Origin of the sequence: Kosakonia quasisacchari (assembly GCF_004331415.1) — a bacterium.
Lineage (GTDB): Bacteria > Pseudomonadota > Gammaproteobacteria > Enterobacterales > Enterobacteriaceae > Kosakonia > Kosakonia quasisacchari.
This window is the reverse complement of the sequence record NZ_SJOP01000025.1, coordinates 23,165-42,941: the sequence shown is the minus strand read 5'-3', so window position 1 is coordinate 42,941 and position 19,777 is coordinate 23,165. Positions and strand designations below refer to the sequence as shown.

Sequence of the window (19,777 nt, the reverse complement as noted above, 5' to 3'; positions counted from 1 at the left end):
TGGATTTTCCTAAAGTGTTTCGGATCAGCGAAAGAAAGTGTAAATATCCCCATTAGGACTTTTCAGATGCGAATTTCCGCATTAAAACCTATGCAGTATGGGCGATAATATTGATTATCGATTCGATCAACTCAGACCATTATCACGGAGAGAAAAATGGCGACGCACTTTGCAAGAGGGATCCTGTCAGAAGGGCATCTCATCTCTACCCGGTTACCGCTAGCCTGCCATGATACGGCGCGCCAGCTTCCAGAACATCGCCGCTCACGCTTTCTCGCTTCCCGCGCGTTACTCGCTGAAATGCTGTTTATGCTTTACGGCGCGAGCGAGCTACCGGAAATTGAAATTGAACCCAGCGGTCGGCCGAGGTTCGTCGATAGCAGCCTGCCGCATTTCTCACTGGCGTATGCCGGGAACATGGTCGGTGTGGCAATCACCACCGAAGGCGAATGCGGGCTGGATATGGAGTTACAGCGCGCAACGCGCAGTTTTCATAGCCCACACGGACATAAACACACGTTCACCAATAATGAGCAGCTGTGGATCAACAACCAAAACGATGCTAACGAAGCGCAAACTCAGCTTTTGACCATACGTCAGAGCGTAATGAAGCTACTGCACCAGATGCAGGATGAACCGGGCCAGCTACAGTTATTGCCGGGATCCGGGCGTCTTCGCGCCGCGCAACTGGCGCAGGTGGAAGTGATGTGTGACGCGGAAGATGTACTGATTTGGTCGGTCGCGGTGAGTCCGGCAATCGAAAGCCTGAAGATCTGGGAATTCGACAGCCAAAAAGGGTGGCGTTATCTTTCTGATGTGCAAACGCGCGCTAACGATCCCGCATCCCGCTTAATGCGCTTCACCAGTCTGCCTGCGGAAAAAGCCCTGATCCTTAATTGATCCCTACACAGGAGTCATTATGTCTGCTGAACTCAAGGTTGTGACACTTCTCGGGAGCCTGCGCAAAGGCTCATTTAATGCCATGGTTGCACGCACGTTACCGAAACTCGCCCCGGCAGGAATGGAGATTACACCGCTGCCTTCCATTGCTGATGTCCCGCTGTATGACGCCGATATTCAGCAAGAAGAAGGTTTCCCGCAAAGTGTGGAAGCGATCGCGGCACAAATCCGCGCAGCGGACGGCGTGGTCATTGTAACGCCTGAGTATAACTACTCGGTGCCTGGCGGCCTGAAGAATGCCATCGACTGGTTATCACGTCTGCCGGAGCAGCCGCTGGCCGGAAAACCTGTTTTGATTCAGACAAGCTCTATGGGCGCGATTGGCGGCGCACGCTGCCAGTATCATTTACGCCAGATCCTGGTGTTCCTGGATGCGATGGTAATGAACAAGCCGGAATTTATGGGCGGCGTGATCCAGAACAAGGTGGATCAGCAAACGGGAGAAGTGGTCGATCAAAGCACGCTCGACCATTTGACCGGGCAACTAACGGCTTTTGGTGATTATATTCAGCGCGTTAAGCGGTAGCGGAAAATCCCTCTCCCTTTCGGGAGAGGGAGAAAGATTAATGCGCGTCGATAAAGACGATTTTCAGCAGGAACAATACCGCAACCACCAGCACACACGGGCTCAAATCGCGCAGGCGACCGGTGCCAATCTTCATCACACAGTAAGAGATAAAGCCGAGCGCGATACCTTCGGTAATCGAGAAGCTAAACGGCATCATCACTGCGGTGATAAACGCGGGTACGGCTTCTGTCAGGTCGTCCCACTTCACGCGCGCGAGGCTGGATGTCATCAGCACGCCAACATAAATCAGCGCACCAGCAGCGGCATACGCCGGAACCATGCCCGCCAGCGGCGACAAGAAGATAACCAGCAAGAACAGCAGACCCACCACCACAGCGGTCAGGCCAGTACGTCCACCCACGGACACACCAGAAGACGATTCGATATACGCTGTAACGGAAGAGGTGCCGATAAACGAACCGGCGACCGAAGAGATGCTGTCAACGTACAGTGCCTGCTTCATGCGCGGGAATTTGCCGCTCTCATCCACCAGCCCGGCTTTATCCGTCACGCCAATCAGCGTACCGGAAGAGTCGAACAGGTTAACCAGCATAAACGAGAAGATCACGCCCGCCAGACCGATATTAAACGAACCCGCGAGGTCAACATTGCCAACAACGGATGCAACACTCGGCGGCGCGGAAACGATGCCGTGGTACTGCACATCGCCCATCAGCCAGCCCAACAGCGTCGTCACAACAATAGAAATCAATACAGCGGCGTGAATATTGCGCGACGCCAGAATCGCGATGATAAAGAAACCGAGCACGCCCAGCAGAACACTGTGAGACGTCAGGTTGCCAATGCTCACCAGCGTGTCTTTGTTGGCGACAATAACACCGGCATTTTTCAGCCCCATCATGCCAATAAATAAGCCGATACCGCTGGTGATGCCAACACGCAGGCTAACCGGGATATTCGCAATCATCCAGTAACGGACGCGGAAAATGGTCAGCAGCAGCAGACCGACCGCGCCCCAGAAAATCGCGCCCATGCCAATCTGCCAGGAGAGGCCCATCGCGCCAACAACCACGAACGCAAAGAAAGCATTCAGCCCCATGGCCGGAGCCAGTGCGACCGGCAAATTAGCCACCAGCCCCATCAGAATGCTGCCAAAAGCGGCAATCAGGCAGGTTGTCACAAATACTGCGCTGGTATCCATTCCGGCGACGCCCAGAATCTGGGGGTTAACAAAAACGATATACACCATCGTCAAAAAGGTCGTGAAACCGGCGATCACTTCGGTGCGTGCCGAAGTGCCGTGCTCGCGCAGTTTAAACACGCGGTCAAGCAACCCCTGGTTTGAGGCCTGGGTAGAGTGTTGTTGGCTCATTATCAATTTCCGGAATAGGAGGGAAAATTCGTCGCTATCCTATACCAAAATGAGACAATGTTGACGGTTATCACACACTTTTTTTCATTGAATTTGCTTATACGGCAACGATTGCGTCCCGTAATCTGCGTTAAGTAAACGTTAAACTTGCAATAAAACAGGAAACGGCATGTCCCACATTGAAGCGGTATTTTTCGACTGTGACGGCACCCTGGTCGACAGTGAAGTAATTTGTTCCCGCGCGTACGTGCATATGTTTGAAGCGTTTGGTATTTCGCTCGATCTGGACGAGGTTTTCAAACGGTTTAAAGGCATGAAACTGTATGAAATCATTGATGTTATCGGCGAGGAGTACGGTAAAGCGCTGGATAAAAGCGCGCTGGAGCCGGTGTATCGCGCGGAAGTGGCGCGTCTGTTTGACAGCGAGCTGGAAGTGATTGCCGGTGCGAATGCATTACTGGACGCGGTGGCGATTCCGATGTGCGTCGTTTCTAACGGCCCCGTCAGCAAAATGCAACACTCTTTGGGCAAACTTGGAATGCTACATCACTTTCCTGAAAAACTGTTTAGCGGCTATGACATCCAACGCTGGAAGCCCGATCCGGCGATAATGTACCATGCAGCTAAAGCGCTCAATGTCGATCCGGCAAACTGTATTCTGGTGGATGATTCCACCGCCGGGGCGCAATCTGGTATCGCGGCAGGGATGGAAGTATTTTACTTCTGCGCCGATCCGCATAACAAACCCATCGACCACCCAAAAGTGACTACGTTCACTGATTTGGCGCAGTTGCCAGAGCTGTGGCGCGCTCGCGGGTGGCATGTTACGCGTTAATCTAAACCACTAAACAGGATGTTTTTATGGCCCAGACACATCGCCCTCTACCGGTATTTAAATATCACCCGCAACCTCTGGAAACCGGGGTGTTCTCTGAAGACAAAACGGTCACCTGCGCCTGCTGTCAGCAGCCAACCCATGTCTACTACACCAATCCATTCTATACCCGGCAAGATGTCGACTATCTCTGCCCATGGTGTATTGCAGATGGTGCAGCCGCAGAGAAATTTGGCGGCAGCTTTCAGGATGAATCCTCTCTGGAGGGCATTGAAAGCGAGTTCGACGACGAAGGCGAATTTACCGGCTTTAAAAATCCCTGGCCGGAAGCCAGCGTGATTGAATTGACCGAAAGAACACCGGGATATTGTGGCTGGCAGCAGGAGTACTGGCTGGCGCACTGTAATGATTTCTGCGCCTTCGAAGGGTACGTTGGCTGGAAAGAGATTGCCGACAAGTTGGATCAATTTGCCGATCTGCGGGCCGACTGCAATGCTTTCGGCATAGATTACGAGAAGCTCCCCGAATACCTGCTTGATGGCGGTGATTGCCAGGGTTATCTCTTCCGCTGCCTGCATTGTGGGAAACTGCGGCTGTGGGCCGATTTCTCCTGATGGAGAGCGACAGGAGCACAACAGATGTCTGAATTACTTGCACGTTACCAGGGTTGCCTGCTTGGGCTAGCCGCAGGTGATGCGGTTGGTACAACGGTGGAGTTTAGCGCGAAGGACTCTTTTCCTCCCGTGACGGGGATGGAAGGCGGCGGCCCGTTTCATTTACAAGCCGGGCAGTGGACTGACGATACATCAATGGCGCTGTGCCTTGCGGAAAGCCTGGTCACCTGTAACGGGTTTAACGCAAAGGATCAGATGAACCGTTATCTGAACTGGTGGAAATGGGGCTATTTAAGCTCTACGGGCCACTGCTTTGATATCGGCATGACCGTTGCCAATGCGTTGCAGAAGTTCGCCAATGATGGCGAACCGTTTGCTGGTTCCAGCAACCCGCGAACGGCTGGCAACGGCTCGCTGATGCGTCTGGCTCCTGTGGTGCTGTGGTTCTTTCCTCATGAAGCACAAGTGCTGGAGTATGCGGAAGCGTCTTCACGTACCACACACGCCGCGCCGGAAGCGCTCGCCAGTTGTCGTCTGTTCGCGCAACAGCTTATGAATGCCTTACAGGGAAAAAATAAGCTGGAAACACTGACCGACATCGCGCAGTTACCGGAGCAGGAAAACCTGCGCCATATTGCGGAAGGTCGCTATCTGCAAAAAACGCGCGCGGAGATTTTTGGAACCGGTTACTGCGTGCAGAGCCTGGAAGCCGCGCTATGGTGTTTCGCCAAAGGCAACGATTTTGAAGAAACCATACTGCTGGCAACCAATCTGGGTGATGATGCGGATACGACTGCCGCCATTGCCGGGCAACTGGCTGGCGCGTTTTACGGAGTAAACGGTATTCCGCAAGCGTGGCGTGACAAACTCTGGCAGTACGAGGATATCGATACGCTGGCAAGAAAACTGCTGACAAAATCGGTCTGAAACAAAAACCCCCTCATCGCAGAGGGGGTTTTCTTATCACTCTTTAGGATCTTTTCCAGCCAGCAGCTTATCCAGTTCATCGCCGCCAACGTGGCGGAAGTCCTGCCCCTTCACGAAGTAGAAAATGTATTCACAAATATTCTGGCAACGGTCGCCGATACGCTCGATAGAACGGGCGCAGAACAGCGCGGTCAGCACACTTGGAATGGTGCGCGGATCTTCCATCATGTAGGTCATTAACTGACGCACAATGCCTTCATATTCCTGATCCACTTTTTTATCTTCGCGGTAGATACGCACCGCTTCGTCCAGATCCATTCGGGCGAACGCGTCCAGCACATCATGCAGCATCTGCACAGTGTGGCGGCCCAGCGATTCAAGGCTTACCAGCAGCGGTTGGTGTTGCTGGGAGAATTTCTCCAGCGCGGTACGGCAGATTTTATCCGCCACATCGCCAATACGTTCCAGCTCAGCGATGGTTTTAATGATCGCCATCACCAGACGTAAATCGCTCGCCGTCGGCTGACGCTTGGCGATAATGCGCACACAGGCTTCGTCGATGGTGACTTCCATCATGTTAACTTGTTTGTCGCCCTCAACAACGCGCTTAGCCAGCTCGCTGTCCTGGTTGTGCATGGCGGTGATAGCGTCAGAAAGCTGCTGCTCCACCATTCCACCCATGGTCATTACCTGAGTGCGAATGCTTTCCAGCTCAGCGTTGAACTGCCCGGAAATATGTTTGTTAAGGTTGAGATTGTCCATGGTGCACTCCAAATGCCCGCCAGATTTCACGTTGTAACAGGGTTGCTGAGATCTTCACTGCTCAGCAAATCAACCATAGCGCCCGGTAATGTAGTCTTCCGTTTGCTTCTTCTTCGGCTTCGTGAACAGATCATCTGTATTGCTGAACTCAATCAACTCACCGAGGTACATAAATGCCGTGTGATCGGAACAGCGCGCTGCCTGCTGCATGTTGTGCGTCACGATTACCACGGTGTAATCCTGTTTAAGCTCTGTAATCAGCTCTTCGATACGACCGGTTGAGATCGGATCAAGCGCTGAACAGGGTTCATCAAGCAACAGTACTTCCGGGCGGATCGCGATGCCGCGGGCGATGCACAGACGCTGCTGCTGGCCACCGGAGAGAGAGTACCCGCTCTGGTGCAGCTTATCTTTGGTTTCGTTCCATAATGCGGCCTTAGTCAAAGCCCACTGCACACGCTCGTCCATATCCGGGCGTGAAAGCTTCTCAAACAGGCGCACACCGAAAGCAATGTTGTCGTAAATCGACATCGGGAACGGCGTTGGCTTCTGAAACACCATCCCCACTTTCGCGCGCAGCAGCGCAATATCCTGCGTATTGGTCAGAATGTTGTCGCCATCCAGCAGGATCTCACCTTCCGCGCGCTGCTCAGGATAAAGCTCAAACATTTTGTTAAAAGTACGCAGCAGCGTGGATTTACCGCAGCCCGACGGCCCGATAAACGCCGTCACCTGATTTTTGGCAATATCCAGGCTGATGTTTTTCAGTGCATGGAATTTGCCGTAGTAGAAGTTCAAATCGCGAACTTGAATCTTATCCGGCGTCGTTTCAACCATACTCATTTATCTCTTTCCTCAACTCGACACCGCTTTCGCCGCGTCGCAAAAATTAACCGTGTTTACTCTTCGCGAAAATGACGCGCGCCAGAATATTTAACAACAGTACGCAGAGAGTGATAATCAGCACCCCGGCCCAGGCCAGCTGCTGCCACTCGGCAAACGGGCTCATAGCGAATTTGAAAATCGTCACCGGCAAGTTAGCGATAGGCTGCATCATATCGGTGCTCCAGAACTGGTTGGAGAGCGCCGTAAACAGTAACGGAGCCGTTTCACCTGCGATGCGCGCAACGGCCAGCAGCACGCCGGTCATAATTCCGGAAACCGAAGCTTTTAGGGTAATCGCGGAAATCATCTTCCATTTCGGCGTCCCGAGTGCGTAAGCCGCTTCACGCAGGCTGTCCGGCACCAATTTCAGCATGTTTTCCGTGGTACGGATGACAATCGGTACCTGCAACAACGCCAGCGCAATCACACCGGCCCAACCAGAGAAGTGCTGCATCTGAGCGACGACAAGGGTGTAAACGAACAGACCCACCACGATGGAAGGCGCTGAAAGCAGAATGTCGTTGATAAAACGGATAATTTCAGCAAGCCACGATTTACGGCCATACTCCGCAAGATAAATCCCGGCCATAATGCCCAGCGGTGTTCCGACAACCGTCGCCCAGAAAATTAACAGGCCACTGCCCACCAGGGCGTTAGCCAGACCACCGCCCGCCGTATTTGGCGGCGGCGTCATTTCGGTAAACATCGCCACTGACATACCGTCAATACCGCGCGTAACCGTGGACAGTAGGATCCAAATCAACCAAAACAAACCGAAGGCCATGGTCGCCATCGACAATGTCAGGGCAATACGGTTTTTCAAACGGCGGCGCGCCTGCATTTTGCGACGCGATTCGGCCAGCTGCGAGGTGCTTTGCATTTCAAGCGTAGCCATTAGCGTGCCCCCTCGTTTTTCGCCAGGCGCATGATCATAAATTTAGAAATGGCCAGCACGATAAAGGTGATCACGAACAGGATAAGCCCCAGTTCCATCAATGCCGCAACATGCAAGCCCGATTCGGCTTCGGCGAACTCGTTCGCCAGCGCGGAGGTAATACTGTTGCCAGGCATAAACAGCGAAGCACTGTCGAGCTGGTAGGTGTTACCGATGATAAAGGTCACCGCCATGGTTTCACCCAGTGCGCGCCCCAGACCTAGCATCACGCCGCCAATCACCCCGTTTTTGGTAAATGGCAACACGATGCGCCAGATAACTTCCCAGGTGGTACAGCCAATGCCGTAGGCCGACTCTTTCATCATTACCGGTGTTTGTTCGAATACATCGCGCATTACCGCCGCAATGTACGGAATAATCATAATGGCGAGGATCACCCCAGCGGCCAGAATACCGATACCAAATGCGGGGCCGGAAAACAGCGCACCGACAAAAGGAATGTTGGAGAGGACATTGCCCACCGGCTCCTGGAAGTAGGTCGCAAACAGCGGAGCGAAAATAAACAGCCCCCACATGCCGTAAACGATACTCGGGATCGCCGCCAGTAGCTCAATAGCAATACCCAGTGGGCGTTTCAGCCAGTTTGGCGACAGCTCCGTCAAAAACAGCGCGATACCAAAACTCACCGGAACAGCGATCAACAGCGCGATGACGGAGGTAACAATGGTGCCGTAAATCGGTACCAGTGCCCCATAGATGTCATTCGGTGCATCCCACTCTTTGGTCCACAGGAAAGAAAAACCAAACTTCTGAATGCTTGGCCATGAGGAGAAAATCAGGGACACGATAATGCCGCTGAGCAGCAATAACACAATCAGCGCAGCCAGTCTTACCAGTGCGCTGAATAACATGTCGCCTTTTTTACCCGGGGGATTAAATGCCGGCTTGGTTGCAGCCATAAATTACTCTTCAGTTTAACGTCTTACGAATTTGCCCGCAGGCACTTGCGCTTGCCGGGCCTACAGAAGATCTGTAAGGCGGATGGTGTAAGCGCCATCCGCCATGTTCTTCAAAAACTTGCGCTTAGTACAGCGCTTTACCGCTACTGTCTTTCACGTTGACTTTCCAGGCTGCGCGAACTTGTTCAACAACGCTATCCGGCAGGGTTGCGTAGTCGAGGTCGTTAGCTTGTTTGCCGCCTTTTTTGTAAGCCCAGTCAAAGAATTTCAGCACTTCAGCGCCTTGCTCAGGTTTAGCCTGCTCTTTGTGCACCAGAATGAACGTGGTGGAGGTGATTGGCCACACATCCGCACCTTTCTGGTTAGTCAGATCCTGCGCGAAAGACTTGCTCCAGTCGATATCTTTGGCTGCGTTGGAGAAGCTGGTTTCCGTCGGGCTAACCGCTTTACCATCGGCAGAGAGCAGCTTGGTGTAGGTCAGGTTGTTCTGCTTAGCGTAAGCATATTCAACGTAACCGATAGAACCCGGCAGACGCTGAACGAACGCCGCGATACCGTCGTTACCTTTACCGCCAAGACCGGTCGGCCAGTTAACAGTAGAACCAGAACCCACTTTAGATTTCCACTCTTCATTCACTTTCGCCAGATAGCTGGTGAAAACGAAGGAGGTGCCGGAACCATCAGCGCGGCGAACCACAGCGATGTTCTGCGAAGGCAGTTTCAGGCCAGGGTTGAGTTTGGCGATGGCCGCATCATCCCATTTTTTGATGTTGCCCAGGTAGATGTCACCCAGGGTTTTGCCGTCCAGCACCAGCTCACCGGATTTAACACCCGGGACGTTGATTGCCAGCACGATACCGCCGATCACGGTTGGGAACTGGAACAGGCCTTCCTGAGCCAGTTTGTCGTCAGACAGCGGGGCATCGGACGCACCGAAATCAACAGTTTTAGCAGTAATTTGTTTAACGCCACCAGAAGAACCGATACCCTGGTAGTTAATCTTGTTACCTGTTTCTTTCTGGTAGGTATCAGCCCACTTGGCATACACCGGCGCCGGGAAAGTTGCGCCCGCGCCTGTCAGGCTGGCAGCTGCGTTTACAGCAAATGCACTCAGAGAAAAGGTCGCGGCGACAACAGTTGCGACAGTGGTACGCATAACGTTCATAATGTCTCCTGCAAGAATCGTAAATCGTTGTTTAGTGGCTACGATGAGCAAAATAGGACACTTTGATGACAGTTATATGCAATGATTGTTACTGTTTGATGACAGCAACGAATTACGGCCAGATTTAGCGAATGTTGGATGGTTTATCAGCAAGATAAAAAGTTTAATGACAATAAGGTGTCAGCAAAATTTTAGTTTTATGACACTCAAACCGTAGCTGAATTTGACAAGAAGTTCTAACTAAATGCGAGAAAAAGCCGCCGCTTATCAATTTATTTGCGCTTAGATTGCGTCAATGCCTGACGCCGAAATTGGGCTATTTTCAGCGATACGCGCCACTGCATCAGTTTTGTCAATTCAGGCCCATTCATCACTTTCCGCGCCAGCCATAACAGAACAATACCACTTCCCCAAAAAGCCAGAGACATTGTGGAAAACGGAGCAATGAGAAGCCATCCTGCCACTAGCACGTTGCAAACAAATAACAGCAACCAGACAGCCAGAAATAATTTCAAGGAGAGCGTACGCCCTTTTTCTATACCAATAAGTGCCACTCCCAGGATTAAAAATACCGCTACACCTACGATAAAGCCCAGGCCGCCAATGGCGGTTTTCACCGTCAGCGCAAGGCAGACATAGCTCAGTAGCAAGGCATAAAACACTACCGTTACGCTGCCATAAAAAGTTGTGCCGCCTCTGCCTGCAGGGTAGACCTTTGGCATCTCCCTGAATGCTTCCGCAGCCAGCTTCAACTGCGCCAGCTTGCGACCCGCGATTCCTGCATCCACGCCCCGGCAATAATTGATGAGTGCAAGCAACCTCGCACCCGCCATTTTTTCCAACAAACTCATGCGTATCCTTAAAAAAAGAGGCTGCCACCAGGCAACCTCTTTCTACACAATGACGAGCTTAAGACCTTATTCCACAGTAACCGATTTCGCCAGGTTACGCGGTTGATCCACGTCGGTGCCTTTGATCAGCGCAACGTGGTAAGCCAGCAGTTGCAGCGGCACGGTATAGAAGATTGGCGCGATCACCTCTTCAACATGCGGCATATCGATAATGTGCATATTGTCATTGCTGGTGAAACCGGCATCCTGATCGGCGAAGACATACAGCACGCCGCCACGGGCGCGAACTTCTTCGATATTGGATTTCAGTTTTTCCAGCAGTTCGTTGTTTGGCGCAACGACAATCACCGGCATATCGGCATCAATCAGCGCCAATGGGCCATGTTTCAACTCACCTGCGGCATACGCTTCGGCGTGAATGTAAGAGATCTCTTTCAGCTTCAGCGCGCCTTCCAGCGCGATCGGATATTGATCGCCACGGCCAAGGAACAGCGCATGATGCTTGTCAGAGAAATCTTCTGCCAGCGCTTCAATGCGTTTATCCTGCGACAACATCTGCTCAATGCGGCTCGGCAGCGCCTGCAAACCATGAACGATATCGTGCTCAATGGCCGCATCCAGCCCTTTCAGGCGGCTCAGTTTCGCCACCAGCATCAGCAATACGGTGAGCTGAGTGGTGAACGCTTTGGTTGATGCAACGCCGATTTCCGTACCGGCATTGGTCATCATCGCCAGATCGGATTCACGCACCAGCGAGGAACCCGGAACGTTACAAATGGCCAGCGAACCCAGATACCCCAGTTCTTTCGACAAACGCAGCGCCGCCAGCGTATCCGCCGTTTCACCAGACTGCGACAGTGTGATCATCAGGCTATTGCGACGCACCGCAGATTTGCGATAGCGGAACTCAGAAGCGATTTCGACATCGCACGGAACGCCAGCCAGCGCTTCAAACCAGTAGCGGGAAACCATTCCGGAATTATAAGACGTACCGCAGGCAACAATCTGAATATGCTCAACTTTTGACAGCAGTTCGTTGGCATTCGGCCCCAGTTCGCTCAGATCCACTTCACCGTGGCTGATGCGGCCGGTCAGGGTATTTTTGATGGCGTTCGGCTGTTCGTAGATCTCTTTCTGCATGTAATGGCGGTAAATACCTTTATCGCCAGCGTCATATTGCAGATTAGATTCGATCTCAGGGCGCTTAACCTGCGTGCTGGATTTATCAAAAACAGTCACGCTACGGCGGGTGACTTCAGCAATATCGCCCTCTTCAAGGAAAATAAAGCGGCGGGTCACTGGCAGCAACGCCAGTTGATCGGATGCAATAAAGTTTTCGCCCATGCCAAGGCCAATAACCAGCGGGCTGCCAGAACGCGCTGCCAGCAGCGTGCTGGGATCGCGGGTATCCATTATGACCGTGCCATATGCACCGCGTAACTGAGGGATAGTGCGCAACACGGCTTCACGCAGTGTGCCACCTTGCTCCAGCTCCCAATGAACAAGGTGCGCGATAACTTCGGTATCCGTTTCAGAAACAAACACATAACCGCGCGCTTTTAACTCTTCACGCAGCGGTTCATGGTTTTCGATAATACCGTTATGCACCACAACAATATGGTCAGAAACATGCGGATGCGCATTCCCTTCAGACGGTTCACCGTGTGTTGCCCAGCGGGTGTGCGCAATACCGGTTCCACCATGCAGTGGGTGTTCTTCCGCCGCCTGAGAGAGCATCTGAACTTTACCGAGACGACGCAGGCGAGTCATATGACCTTGTGCATCAACCACTGCCAGACCGGCAGAATCATAACCACGGTATTCCAGACGACGAAGGCCTTCGAGAAGGATTTCAGCTACATCACGTTGCGCGACTGCGCCAACAATTCCACACATATTTTTTGATTCCGATTTTGGCATTATGCCTTTTGTTGTCGGTCAACCTGTTTACACATCATGCTTCAACGCTGCCTTTGTACAACGCGAATTATTGGGTGTAAGTGTCCGATTACCGGACTCCCCGAGCCTTGTAGAGAGTGGGGTTATTTTTATAGGTACTGCATTTGGGCGGGGGAATTATCTTTCCCCTCATACCTGAAATCGTTACTTCTTCTTCACCGGACGTTGCCAGCCCTGTTTCTGGACCTGCGGCACGCGGCTTAAAACCAGTTCATTTTCGTTAACGTTGCGCGTCACCGTGGTACCAGCGGCAATCGTCGCACCTTTGCCGACCGTGACAGGTGCCACCAGCTGCGTATCAGAACCAACAAACACATCATCACCGATGATGGTTTTATGTTTGTTTGAGCCGTCATAGTTACAGGTGATGACGCCTGCGCCGACGTTCACGTTGTCGCCAATTTCCGCATCGCCCAGATAGCTCAGATGCCCGGCTTTAGAGCCTTTTCCCAGACGCGCTTTTTTCATTTCCACAAAGTTGCCGACATGCGCGCCAACCAGCAATTCAGCGCCCGGGCGCAAACGCGCAAAAGGACCGATGGTACATTCCGCTTCCAGACGAGCATCTTCCACAACGCTGTACGGGCTGATTTCGCAATCATCGCCAATTTCGCTGTTTTTCAGGATACAACCGGCACCGATCTTCACGCGATGACCGAGCTTAACGTGCCCTTCAATGATGACGTTAGCATCGATCTCGACATCCCGCCCATGTTCCAGCGTACCGCGCAGATCGAAACGCGCTGGATCGCGCAACATAACGCCTGCCAGCAGCAATTTCTCGGCTTCTTCAGACTGGTAAGCACGTTCCAGACGTGACAACTGAAGACGATTGTTAACGCCTTCCACTTCGCTCAGGCGCTGCGGGTGAACAGCGACAATTTCACGCCCTTCCTGATAAGCCAGCGCAATGATATCGGTGATGTAGTATTCACCCTGTGCATTGTTGTTGTTGAGCTTGCCAAGCCAGCGTTTCATATCGCCACCATTGGCGATCAAAATACCGGTATTGATTTCATTAATCTTACGCTGGTCTTCACTGGCATCTTTCTGCTCAATAATGCCGGTCACGACGCCGTTTTCGCGCGTGATACGGCCATATCCAGAAGGGTCATCCAGAACCACAGTTAACAAACCGATCCCACCTTGCGGTTTTGCAGCACGCAGACGTTCCAGTGTTTCCACCGAAATCAGCGGCACATCGCCGTAGAGCATGAGAATATCTTCGTCATCAGCAAAGAACGGTGCAGCCTGCTGCATCGCATGGCCAGTACCCAACTGTTCAGCTTGTAAAACCCAATTAAGTTTATCGTCAGAAAGGCGTTGTTTGAGCAGATCGCCACCGTGGCCATACACCAGATGAACGTGGTTCGCGCCAAGAACAGTTGCGGTATCAATGACATGCTGAACCATTGCTTTCCCTGCAAGCGTATGCAGCACCTTGGGAAGATCGGAATACATGCGTGTGCCTTTGCCCGCAGCAAGGATCACCACACTCATTTTTGTGTTCAACATATGCGTCCTGACTCTATTTTGGGAAAGAAGTAAACCTCTTTCGCGTTGAAAATTCTACATATTTTGCAGCATGAAATGGATTGCCGACGAAACGCTCAAGTTCCGTTGTTACAAGCCATTTGAAGGCTATTTGGTGCGCAGAGTAAATCAGTTTGCCGCTGAAAAATAGCACCATTTCCCGCTGGTGCTAATTCATACAATGAGTTAGCCATTATTTTCATCCTGAATAAAGATCGCACAAAAACAAAACAGCGTTTTAATCATCAAAGAGTGTGACGAACAAAAAAGAAACAGCGTTTCATCTTGATGATAATGGCAGGCAATTATCAATCAGGAGAATAGAATGAATTATAAAATACCTCTGGCCCTCACGGTTTGCAGTTCGCTGATTTCCATTCCTGCGTTGGCTGCAGCAGCCCCCGTCTGGAAAGCTATTGCTTTTGGGCAATCTACCGACGTGAATTTCTCATCGAACGTGTTACCAGAAAAAATTGGCGTCAATGATGTCACCATCGCTGGTAAAAAGCTCTCTGTGGCGGATGAGGCAGATTTAACGAATCCGATCACCATTGAAAGCCGCGGCGGCAAAATCGCTAATTCCCACGAAGGGCTGACGTTTTTTTATACCCAGCTTCCCAGTAACGAAAATTTTGTTTTACAGGCAACCATTACCGTTGAGCAGTTCGGGCCGGAAAACGGTGCAAAACCCGCAGCGCAGGAAGGTGCAGGTTTGCTGGTACGAGACGTGTTAGGAAATCCACGCCAGCAGCCGCTGAAGGAGGGTTATGAAGAGTTTCCGGCGGCATCGAATATGGTGATGAACGCCATTATGACGCAGGATAAAAAAGATAATTTCCGCGTGAAGATGCAAGCGATTACCCGCGAGGGGATTAGTCAGCCGTGGGGGAACGCAGGTGCTGCAATCTCGAAACAGAGTTACCAGGAAGAGGTTGATCTTCGCCAGACGCCAACCTTCCGCCTGAAATTAGAACGTACCAACGACGGTTTTATTAGCGCATGGGCACCGCAGGGCAGTGATAAATGGGTCAGCCGCAGCGTACCGCGCGCCGATCTGATTTCGGTACAAAATAAGGACCACTATTACGTGGGTTTTTTTGCTTCACGTAACGCCAAAATCGTGGTCAGCAATGCCACATTGACCACCAGCAAAGCCCAGACCATTGACTCGAAGCCCTGGCAGGCTAAGCCGTTGCCGGTTGTCGTACAAATAGCCTCTCCCACACAAAGCATTGGCGAAGCCTACACGATACAGGCACGCGCTAATTATGATGGCTTGTTTAGCGTTCGGCAGAATGAAGTGGTGATCGGTAATGAAAAACCGGTGAAAGCAGGAGAAATGTATAGCCTGCCGACCCACCTGGCGGCAGAGAACACTTTTGCACTGACCTTTACGCCGACAAGCGGCAAAGAGACAACCCCCATTTCGCAGACGTTCAACGTCGAAAGGGTGGCCGGAACCACTGTTTCAACGCTGTATGTCGCAGCTGATGGTAAAGCAGATGGTGAAGGCACCGTTGCATCGCCTCTTGATTTACCGACTGCAATCTCTCTGTTGCCGCCAGGCGGGACGATTAACCTGAAAGCCGGAGATTATGCCCGGGCAGAGATCCCACTCACCGCCAGCGGCTTGCGTGATAAACAAAAAACGCTGCAAGCCGATGGCAAAGTGGTGATCCACGGTTTACTGGTTGATGCCAGCTACTGGCATATCAAAGGCATTGAAGTTACTGATAAAAGCCTGCGCGTGCAGGGTAGCCATAACGTGATAGAAAAAATGGTCGCCTGGCGTAATGACGATACCGGCATTCAAATTTCCTCACCGGAAAACATTGGTCGTGCATTGTGGGCGAGCCATAACCGCGTGATCGACTCGGAGTCCTGGGGGAATGAAGATCCGGGTAAAATAAATGCTGACGGTTTCGCTGTGAAGATGCGCGTCGGTGACGGTAACCGCCTGGAGAGATGCTACTCCCATGACAATATTGATGACGGTTTTGATTTGTTTAACAAGATTGAGGACGGTGGCAACGGTGTTGTGGTGATCGAGAATTCTATTGCCCGCAACAATACCAGCAACGGTTTCAAACTAGGGGGAGAAGGACAGCCTGTCGCGCATCAGGTGCGTAACAGCAAAGCGATAGGTAACCATCTGGACGGTTTCACCGACAACTTTAACCCTGGCGCGTTGGTGGTAGAAAACAATATCGCTGCGGATAATCAACGCTTTAACTTTATTTTCCGCCCAAGTCCCTACGGTGATGCGTCTACCCAGGGGAAATTCACCAACAATAAATCTGTGCGCAGTGCGCCGGGTCGCTATGACGATGCGGTGGTCGGAAATATTGATGAGACGAATTATTTTATAGTGAAAGGGCAGAGTGTGAATAAGAAGGGGAAAGCGTTGGATAGCGGGGCGGTGCTGGCGGAACTGAAGATGTAGCCAGATGGCGCTCGCTTATCACACAACGGTAAGCGTGGCGCCACTCGGCATATCAGCAATTACTGATTGAACGTACCGAAAGAGATGTTCATGTTGCTGAAGAGAGCGATGATTTTGTTGATCAGTTTCATAATGGTTTCCTGCTTTGACTGAAGGTTATTTTCTGTGATGAACTTCACAAAAAAGAGTCTACGCTTCATTTTTTAACCGATCAACATTTTTGTGACGCACATCACAAAATAATAAAACACACTTTCAGTTTCATATTTTGTGGAACACTGCCATAAAAAAAGCCAGCCTGGAAACCAGACTGGCTTTTTAACGTTCAAGCCGGTGTTACATCGCTTTTTTGGTCAACTCGATAACACGCAGTTTCGCGATGGCTTTCGCCAGCTCCGCAGACGCCTGAGCGTAATCCACGTCACCGTGAGAGCTATTAATGTGCTCTTCTGCTTTACGCTTCGATTCCAGGGCTCGCGCTTCGTCGAGATCCTGGCCACGAATAGCGGTATCAGCCAGAACGGTCACACTGCTCGGTTGCACTTCAAGAATGCCGCCGGACAGATAGATAAACTCTTCATGACCGAACTGTTTTACGATGCGGATCATACCAGGCTTAATGGCGGTGAGCAGCGGTGCGTGACCCGGGAAAATACCCAGTTCACCTTCACTGCCCGTTACCTGGATTTTTTCGACCAGACCAGAGAACATTTGTTGCTCTGCGCTGACGACGTCCAGGTGGTAAGTCATTGCCATATCACCCTCCGATTAAGGCGTTAAAGTTTTTTGGCTTTTTCCACTGCTTCTTCGATGGAACCAACCATGTAGAACGCCTGCTCCGGCAGGTGATCGTATTCGCCTTCCATAATGCCTTTAAAGCCACGGATGGTGTCTTTCAGGGAGACGTATTTGCCCGGAGAACCGGTAAATACTTCCGCTACGAAGAACGGCTGGGACAGGAAGCGCTGGATCTTACGTGCGCGAGCTACCACCAGTTTGTCTTCTTCAGACAGCTCATCCATACCCAGGATGGCGATGATGTCTTTCAGTTCCTGATAACGTTGCAGCAGAGACTGTACGCCACGCGCGGTGTCGTAGTGCTCCTGACCAACAACCAGCGGATCCAGCTGACGGCTGGTGGAATCCAGCGGGTCAACAGCCGGGTAGATACCCAGAGACGCGATCTGACGGCTCAGTACCACGGTTGCATCAAGGTGCGCAAAGGTGGTGGCTGGTGATGGGTCAGTCAAGTCATCCGCAGGTACGTATACAGCCTGAACGGAGGTGATAGAACCGGTTTTGGTGGAGGTGATACGTTCCTGCAGAACGCCCATCTCTTCCGCCAGCGTCGGCTGGTAACCTACCGCTGAAGGCATACGGCCCAGCAGTGCGGATACTTCAGTACCGGCGAGGGTATAACGGTAGATGTTGTCAACGAACAACAGAACGTCACGACCTTCATCACGGAATTTCTCAGCCATGGTCAGGCCGGTCAGCGCAACGCGCAGACGGTTTCCCGGCGGCTCGTTCATCTGGCCGTAAACCAGGGATACTTTATCCAGAACGTTGGAGTCGGTCATTTCGTGGTAGAAGTCGTTACCCTCACGAGTACGTTCACCCACGCCCGCAAACACAGAGTAACCGGAGTGCTCGATCGCAATGTTACGAATCAGCTCCATCATGTTTACGGTTTTACCTACACCCGCACCACCGAACAGACCAACTTTACCGCCCTTAGCGAACGGACACATCAGGTCAATAACTTTGATGCCGGTTTCCAGCAGTTCCTGAGAGCTGGAGAGCTCTTCATAGGAAGGTGCCGCGCGGTGAATTGCCCAACGCTCTTCTTCACCGATGTCGCCTTTCATGTCGATCGGCTGACCGAGCACGTTCATGATACGACCCAGTGTAGCTTTACCTACCGGGACTTCGATCGGGTGCGCAAGGTCATTAACTTCCAGACCACGACGCAGACCGTCAGAAGAACCCATGGCGATGGTACGTACGATACCGCCGCCGAGCTGCTGCTGAACTTCCAGCACCAGCGTCTCGTTACCATTTTTAACCTCAAGAGCATCGTACACGCGCGGTACGGCATCCTGAGGGAATTCGACGTCAACTACGGCGCCGATTACCTGGACAATTTTTCCAGTAGCCATCATGAATCCTCTACGAATTAACCTGGTTATACCGCGGATGCACCACCGACGATTTCGGTGAGTTCCTGAGTAATGCTGGCCTGACGAGCTTTGTTGTATACCAACTGCAGCTCTTTAATCAGGCTGCCGCCATTGTCGGTCGCGGCTTTCATCGCCACCATACGTGCGGCCTGCTCGCTGGCCAGGTTTTCCACAACACCCTGGTAAACCTGAGATTCAACATAACGACGCAGGAGAGTGTCCAGCAGCGCTTTTGGATCAGGTTCATACAGATAATCCCAGGATTTACGCTTCAACTCTTCATCTTCTGCAGCCGGTAACGGCAGCAGCTGAGTGATGGTCGGAACCTGAGACATAGTGTTGATAAATTTGTTGCTAACAATATAAAGCTTGTCGAGACGACCTTCGTCGTAGGCTTGCAACATCACTTTTACCGGGCCGATCAGTTCTGACAAGGACGGGTTATCACCCATGCCCGTCACCTGAGCGACAACGTTGCCACCTACGGAATTAAAGAAAGAGACGCCTTTAGAGCCGATCATCGCGAGTTCGCTCTGAACGCCTTTATCGGACCATGCTTTCATATCCGCCAGCAGTTTTTTGAACAGGTTAATGTTCAAACCACCGCACAGACCACGGTCGGTCGACACCACCAGGTAGCCCACGCGTTTAACGTCGCGTTCTTCCAGGTATGGGTGCTTATATTCCAGATTACCGTTTGCAAGGTGACCAATCACTTTGCGCATGGTATCTGCATAAGGACGGCTGGACGCCATGCGATCCTGCGATTTACGCATTTTGGAAGCGGCGACCATCTCCATCGCTTTAGTGATCTTCTGCGTGTTCTGGACGCTTGCGATCTTACTACGTATCTCTTTTGCGCCGGCCATGAGCTTCTCCTCAATGCCTTGCGGCCTGCCCTAAGACAA

Annotated in this window: 18 protein-coding genes; 6 read left to right on the top strand and 12 right to left on the bottom strand. The window is 51.8% G+C overall.

The window, feature by feature from the left end:
* Positions 1 to 156: 156 nt before the first annotated feature.
* Together E0L21_RS21315 and E0L21_RS21310 are read left to right on the top strand one after the other, a co-directional pair.
* Positions 157 to 900, top strand: a complete 744-nt coding sequence (locus tag E0L21_RS21315; protein WP_131413028.1) for a 4'-phosphopantetheinyl transferase family protein — start codon at positions 157 to 159, stop codon at positions 898 to 900.
* A gap of 19 nt (positions 901 to 919) precedes the next feature.
* Entirely contained in the window at positions 920 to 1,486 is a 567-nt protein-coding gene (locus tag E0L21_RS21310) for an NADPH-dependent FMN reductase (RefSeq protein ID WP_131413026.1), read from the top strand.
* A gap of 37 nt (positions 1,487 to 1,523) precedes the next feature.
* Here E0L21_RS21310 and E0L21_RS21305 read toward each other — a convergent pair whose 3' ends face one another.
* Entirely contained in the window at positions 1,524 to 2,861 is a 1,338-nt protein-coding gene (locus tag E0L21_RS21305; RefSeq protein ID WP_131413024.1) for an NCS2 family permease, read from the bottom strand.
* A 169-nt stretch (positions 2,862 to 3,030) separates the two neighbouring features.
* Between E0L21_RS21305 and yieH the strand changes: the two genes are divergently transcribed.
* The 3 genes from yieH to E0L21_RS21290 are packed head-to-tail and all read left to right on the top strand — an operon-like array spanning position 3,031 to position 5,237.
* Complete coding sequence (yieH, locus tag E0L21_RS21300; protein ID WP_131413022.1) at positions 3,031 to 3,696, top strand: 6-phosphogluconate phosphatase; 666 nt, start codon at positions 3,031 to 3,033, stop codon at positions 3,694 to 3,696.
* A 26-nt stretch (positions 3,697 to 3,722) separates the two neighbouring features.
* Positions 3,723 to 4,310, top strand: coding sequence for a PF03691 family colicin E2 tolerance protein CbrC (cbrC, locus tag E0L21_RS21295; protein ID WP_131413020.1), 588 nt, complete (start codon positions 3,723 to 3,725; stop codon positions 4,308 to 4,310).
* A 24-nt stretch (positions 4,311 to 4,334) separates the two neighbouring features.
* Positions 4,335 to 5,237, top strand: coding sequence for an ADP-ribosylglycohydrolase family protein (locus tag E0L21_RS21290; RefSeq protein ID WP_131413018.1), 903 nt, complete (start codon positions 4,335 to 4,337; stop codon positions 5,235 to 5,237).
* A gap of 36 nt (positions 5,238 to 5,273) precedes the next feature.
* On the opposite strand, the gene phoU is transcribed toward E0L21_RS21290, so the two are convergent.
* From phoU to glmU, 8 genes are all read right to left on the bottom strand, one after another.
* Entirely contained in the window at positions 5,274 to 5,999 is a 726-nt protein-coding gene (phoU, locus tag E0L21_RS21285) for a phosphate signaling complex protein PhoU (protein WP_131413016.1), read from the bottom strand.
* 69 nt (positions 6,000 to 6,068) lie between these two features.
* Positions 6,069 to 6,842, bottom strand: a complete 774-nt coding sequence (pstB, locus tag E0L21_RS21280; RefSeq protein WP_131413014.1) for a phosphate ABC transporter ATP-binding protein PstB — start codon at positions 6,840 to 6,842, stop codon at positions 6,069 to 6,071.
* 46 nt (positions 6,843 to 6,888) lie between these two features.
* A complete protein-coding gene (gene pstA, locus E0L21_RS21275; RefSeq protein ID WP_131413012.1) occupies positions 6,889 to 7,779 on the bottom strand; it encodes a phosphate ABC transporter permease PstA in 891 nt (296 codons plus the stop codon).
* Complete coding sequence (gene pstC, locus E0L21_RS21270; RefSeq protein WP_131413010.1) at positions 7,779 to 8,738, bottom strand: phosphate ABC transporter permease PstC; 960 nt, start codon at positions 8,736 to 8,738, stop codon at positions 7,779 to 7,781. The genes pstA and pstC overlap by 1 nt, the downstream gene beginning before the upstream one ends.
* 124 nt (positions 8,739 to 8,862) lie before the next feature.
* Positions 8,863 to 9,903 (bottom strand): phosphate ABC transporter substrate-binding protein PstS, encoded by a 1,041-nt coding sequence (gene pstS / locus E0L21_RS21265; protein WP_131413008.1) that lies wholly within the window; start codon positions 9,901 to 9,903, stop codon positions 8,863 to 8,865.
* 272 nt (positions 9,904 to 10,175) lie between these two features.
* Positions 10,176 to 10,754 (bottom strand): hypothetical protein, encoded by a 579-nt coding sequence (locus E0L21_RS21260; RefSeq protein ID WP_131413006.1) that lies wholly within the window; start codon positions 10,752 to 10,754, stop codon positions 10,176 to 10,178.
* 66 nt (positions 10,755 to 10,820) lie between these two features.
* Complete coding sequence (glmS, locus tag E0L21_RS21255) at positions 10,821 to 12,650, bottom strand: glutamine--fructose-6-phosphate transaminase (isomerizing) (RefSeq protein ID WP_131413004.1); 1,830 nt, start codon at positions 12,648 to 12,650, stop codon at positions 10,821 to 10,823.
* A 207-nt stretch (positions 12,651 to 12,857) separates the two neighbouring features.
* On the bottom strand, positions 12,858 to 14,228 hold the full coding sequence (gene glmU / locus E0L21_RS21250) for a bifunctional UDP-N-acetylglucosamine diphosphorylase/glucosamine-1-phosphate N-acetyltransferase GlmU (RefSeq protein ID WP_131413002.1): 1,371 nt from the start codon (positions 14,226 to 14,228) through the stop codon (positions 12,858 to 12,860).
* Positions 14,229 to 14,571: 343 nt separating this feature from the next.
* Between glmU and E0L21_RS21245 the strand changes: the two genes are divergently transcribed.
* Positions 14,572 to 16,689: a right-handed parallel beta-helix repeat-containing protein gene (locus E0L21_RS21245; RefSeq protein ID WP_131412999.1), complete on the top strand. Its 2,118-nt coding sequence runs from the start codon at positions 14,572 to 14,574 to the stop codon at positions 16,687 to 16,689.
* A 336-nt stretch (positions 16,690 to 17,025) separates the two neighbouring features.
* Here E0L21_RS21245 and E0L21_RS21240 read toward each other — a convergent pair whose 3' ends face one another.
* From E0L21_RS21240 to atpG, 3 genes are read right to left on the bottom strand one after another with little or no spacing between them, the layout of a single operon-like run.
* A complete protein-coding gene (locus tag E0L21_RS21240; RefSeq protein WP_017458049.1) occupies positions 17,026 to 17,445 on the bottom strand; it encodes a F0F1 ATP synthase subunit epsilon in 420 nt (139 codons plus the stop codon).
* Between the two features lie 20 nt (positions 17,446 to 17,465).
* Positions 17,466 to 18,848 (bottom strand): F0F1 ATP synthase subunit beta, encoded by a 1,383-nt coding sequence (atpD, locus tag E0L21_RS21235; protein ID WP_017458048.1) that lies wholly within the window; start codon positions 18,846 to 18,848, stop codon positions 17,466 to 17,468.
* A 26-nt stretch (positions 18,849 to 18,874) separates the two neighbouring features.
* Positions 18,875 to 19,738 (bottom strand): F0F1 ATP synthase subunit gamma, encoded by an 864-nt coding sequence (gene atpG / locus E0L21_RS21230; RefSeq protein ID WP_017458047.1) that lies wholly within the window; start codon positions 19,736 to 19,738, stop codon positions 18,875 to 18,877.
* Positions 19,739 to 19,777: the final 39 nt, after the last annotated feature.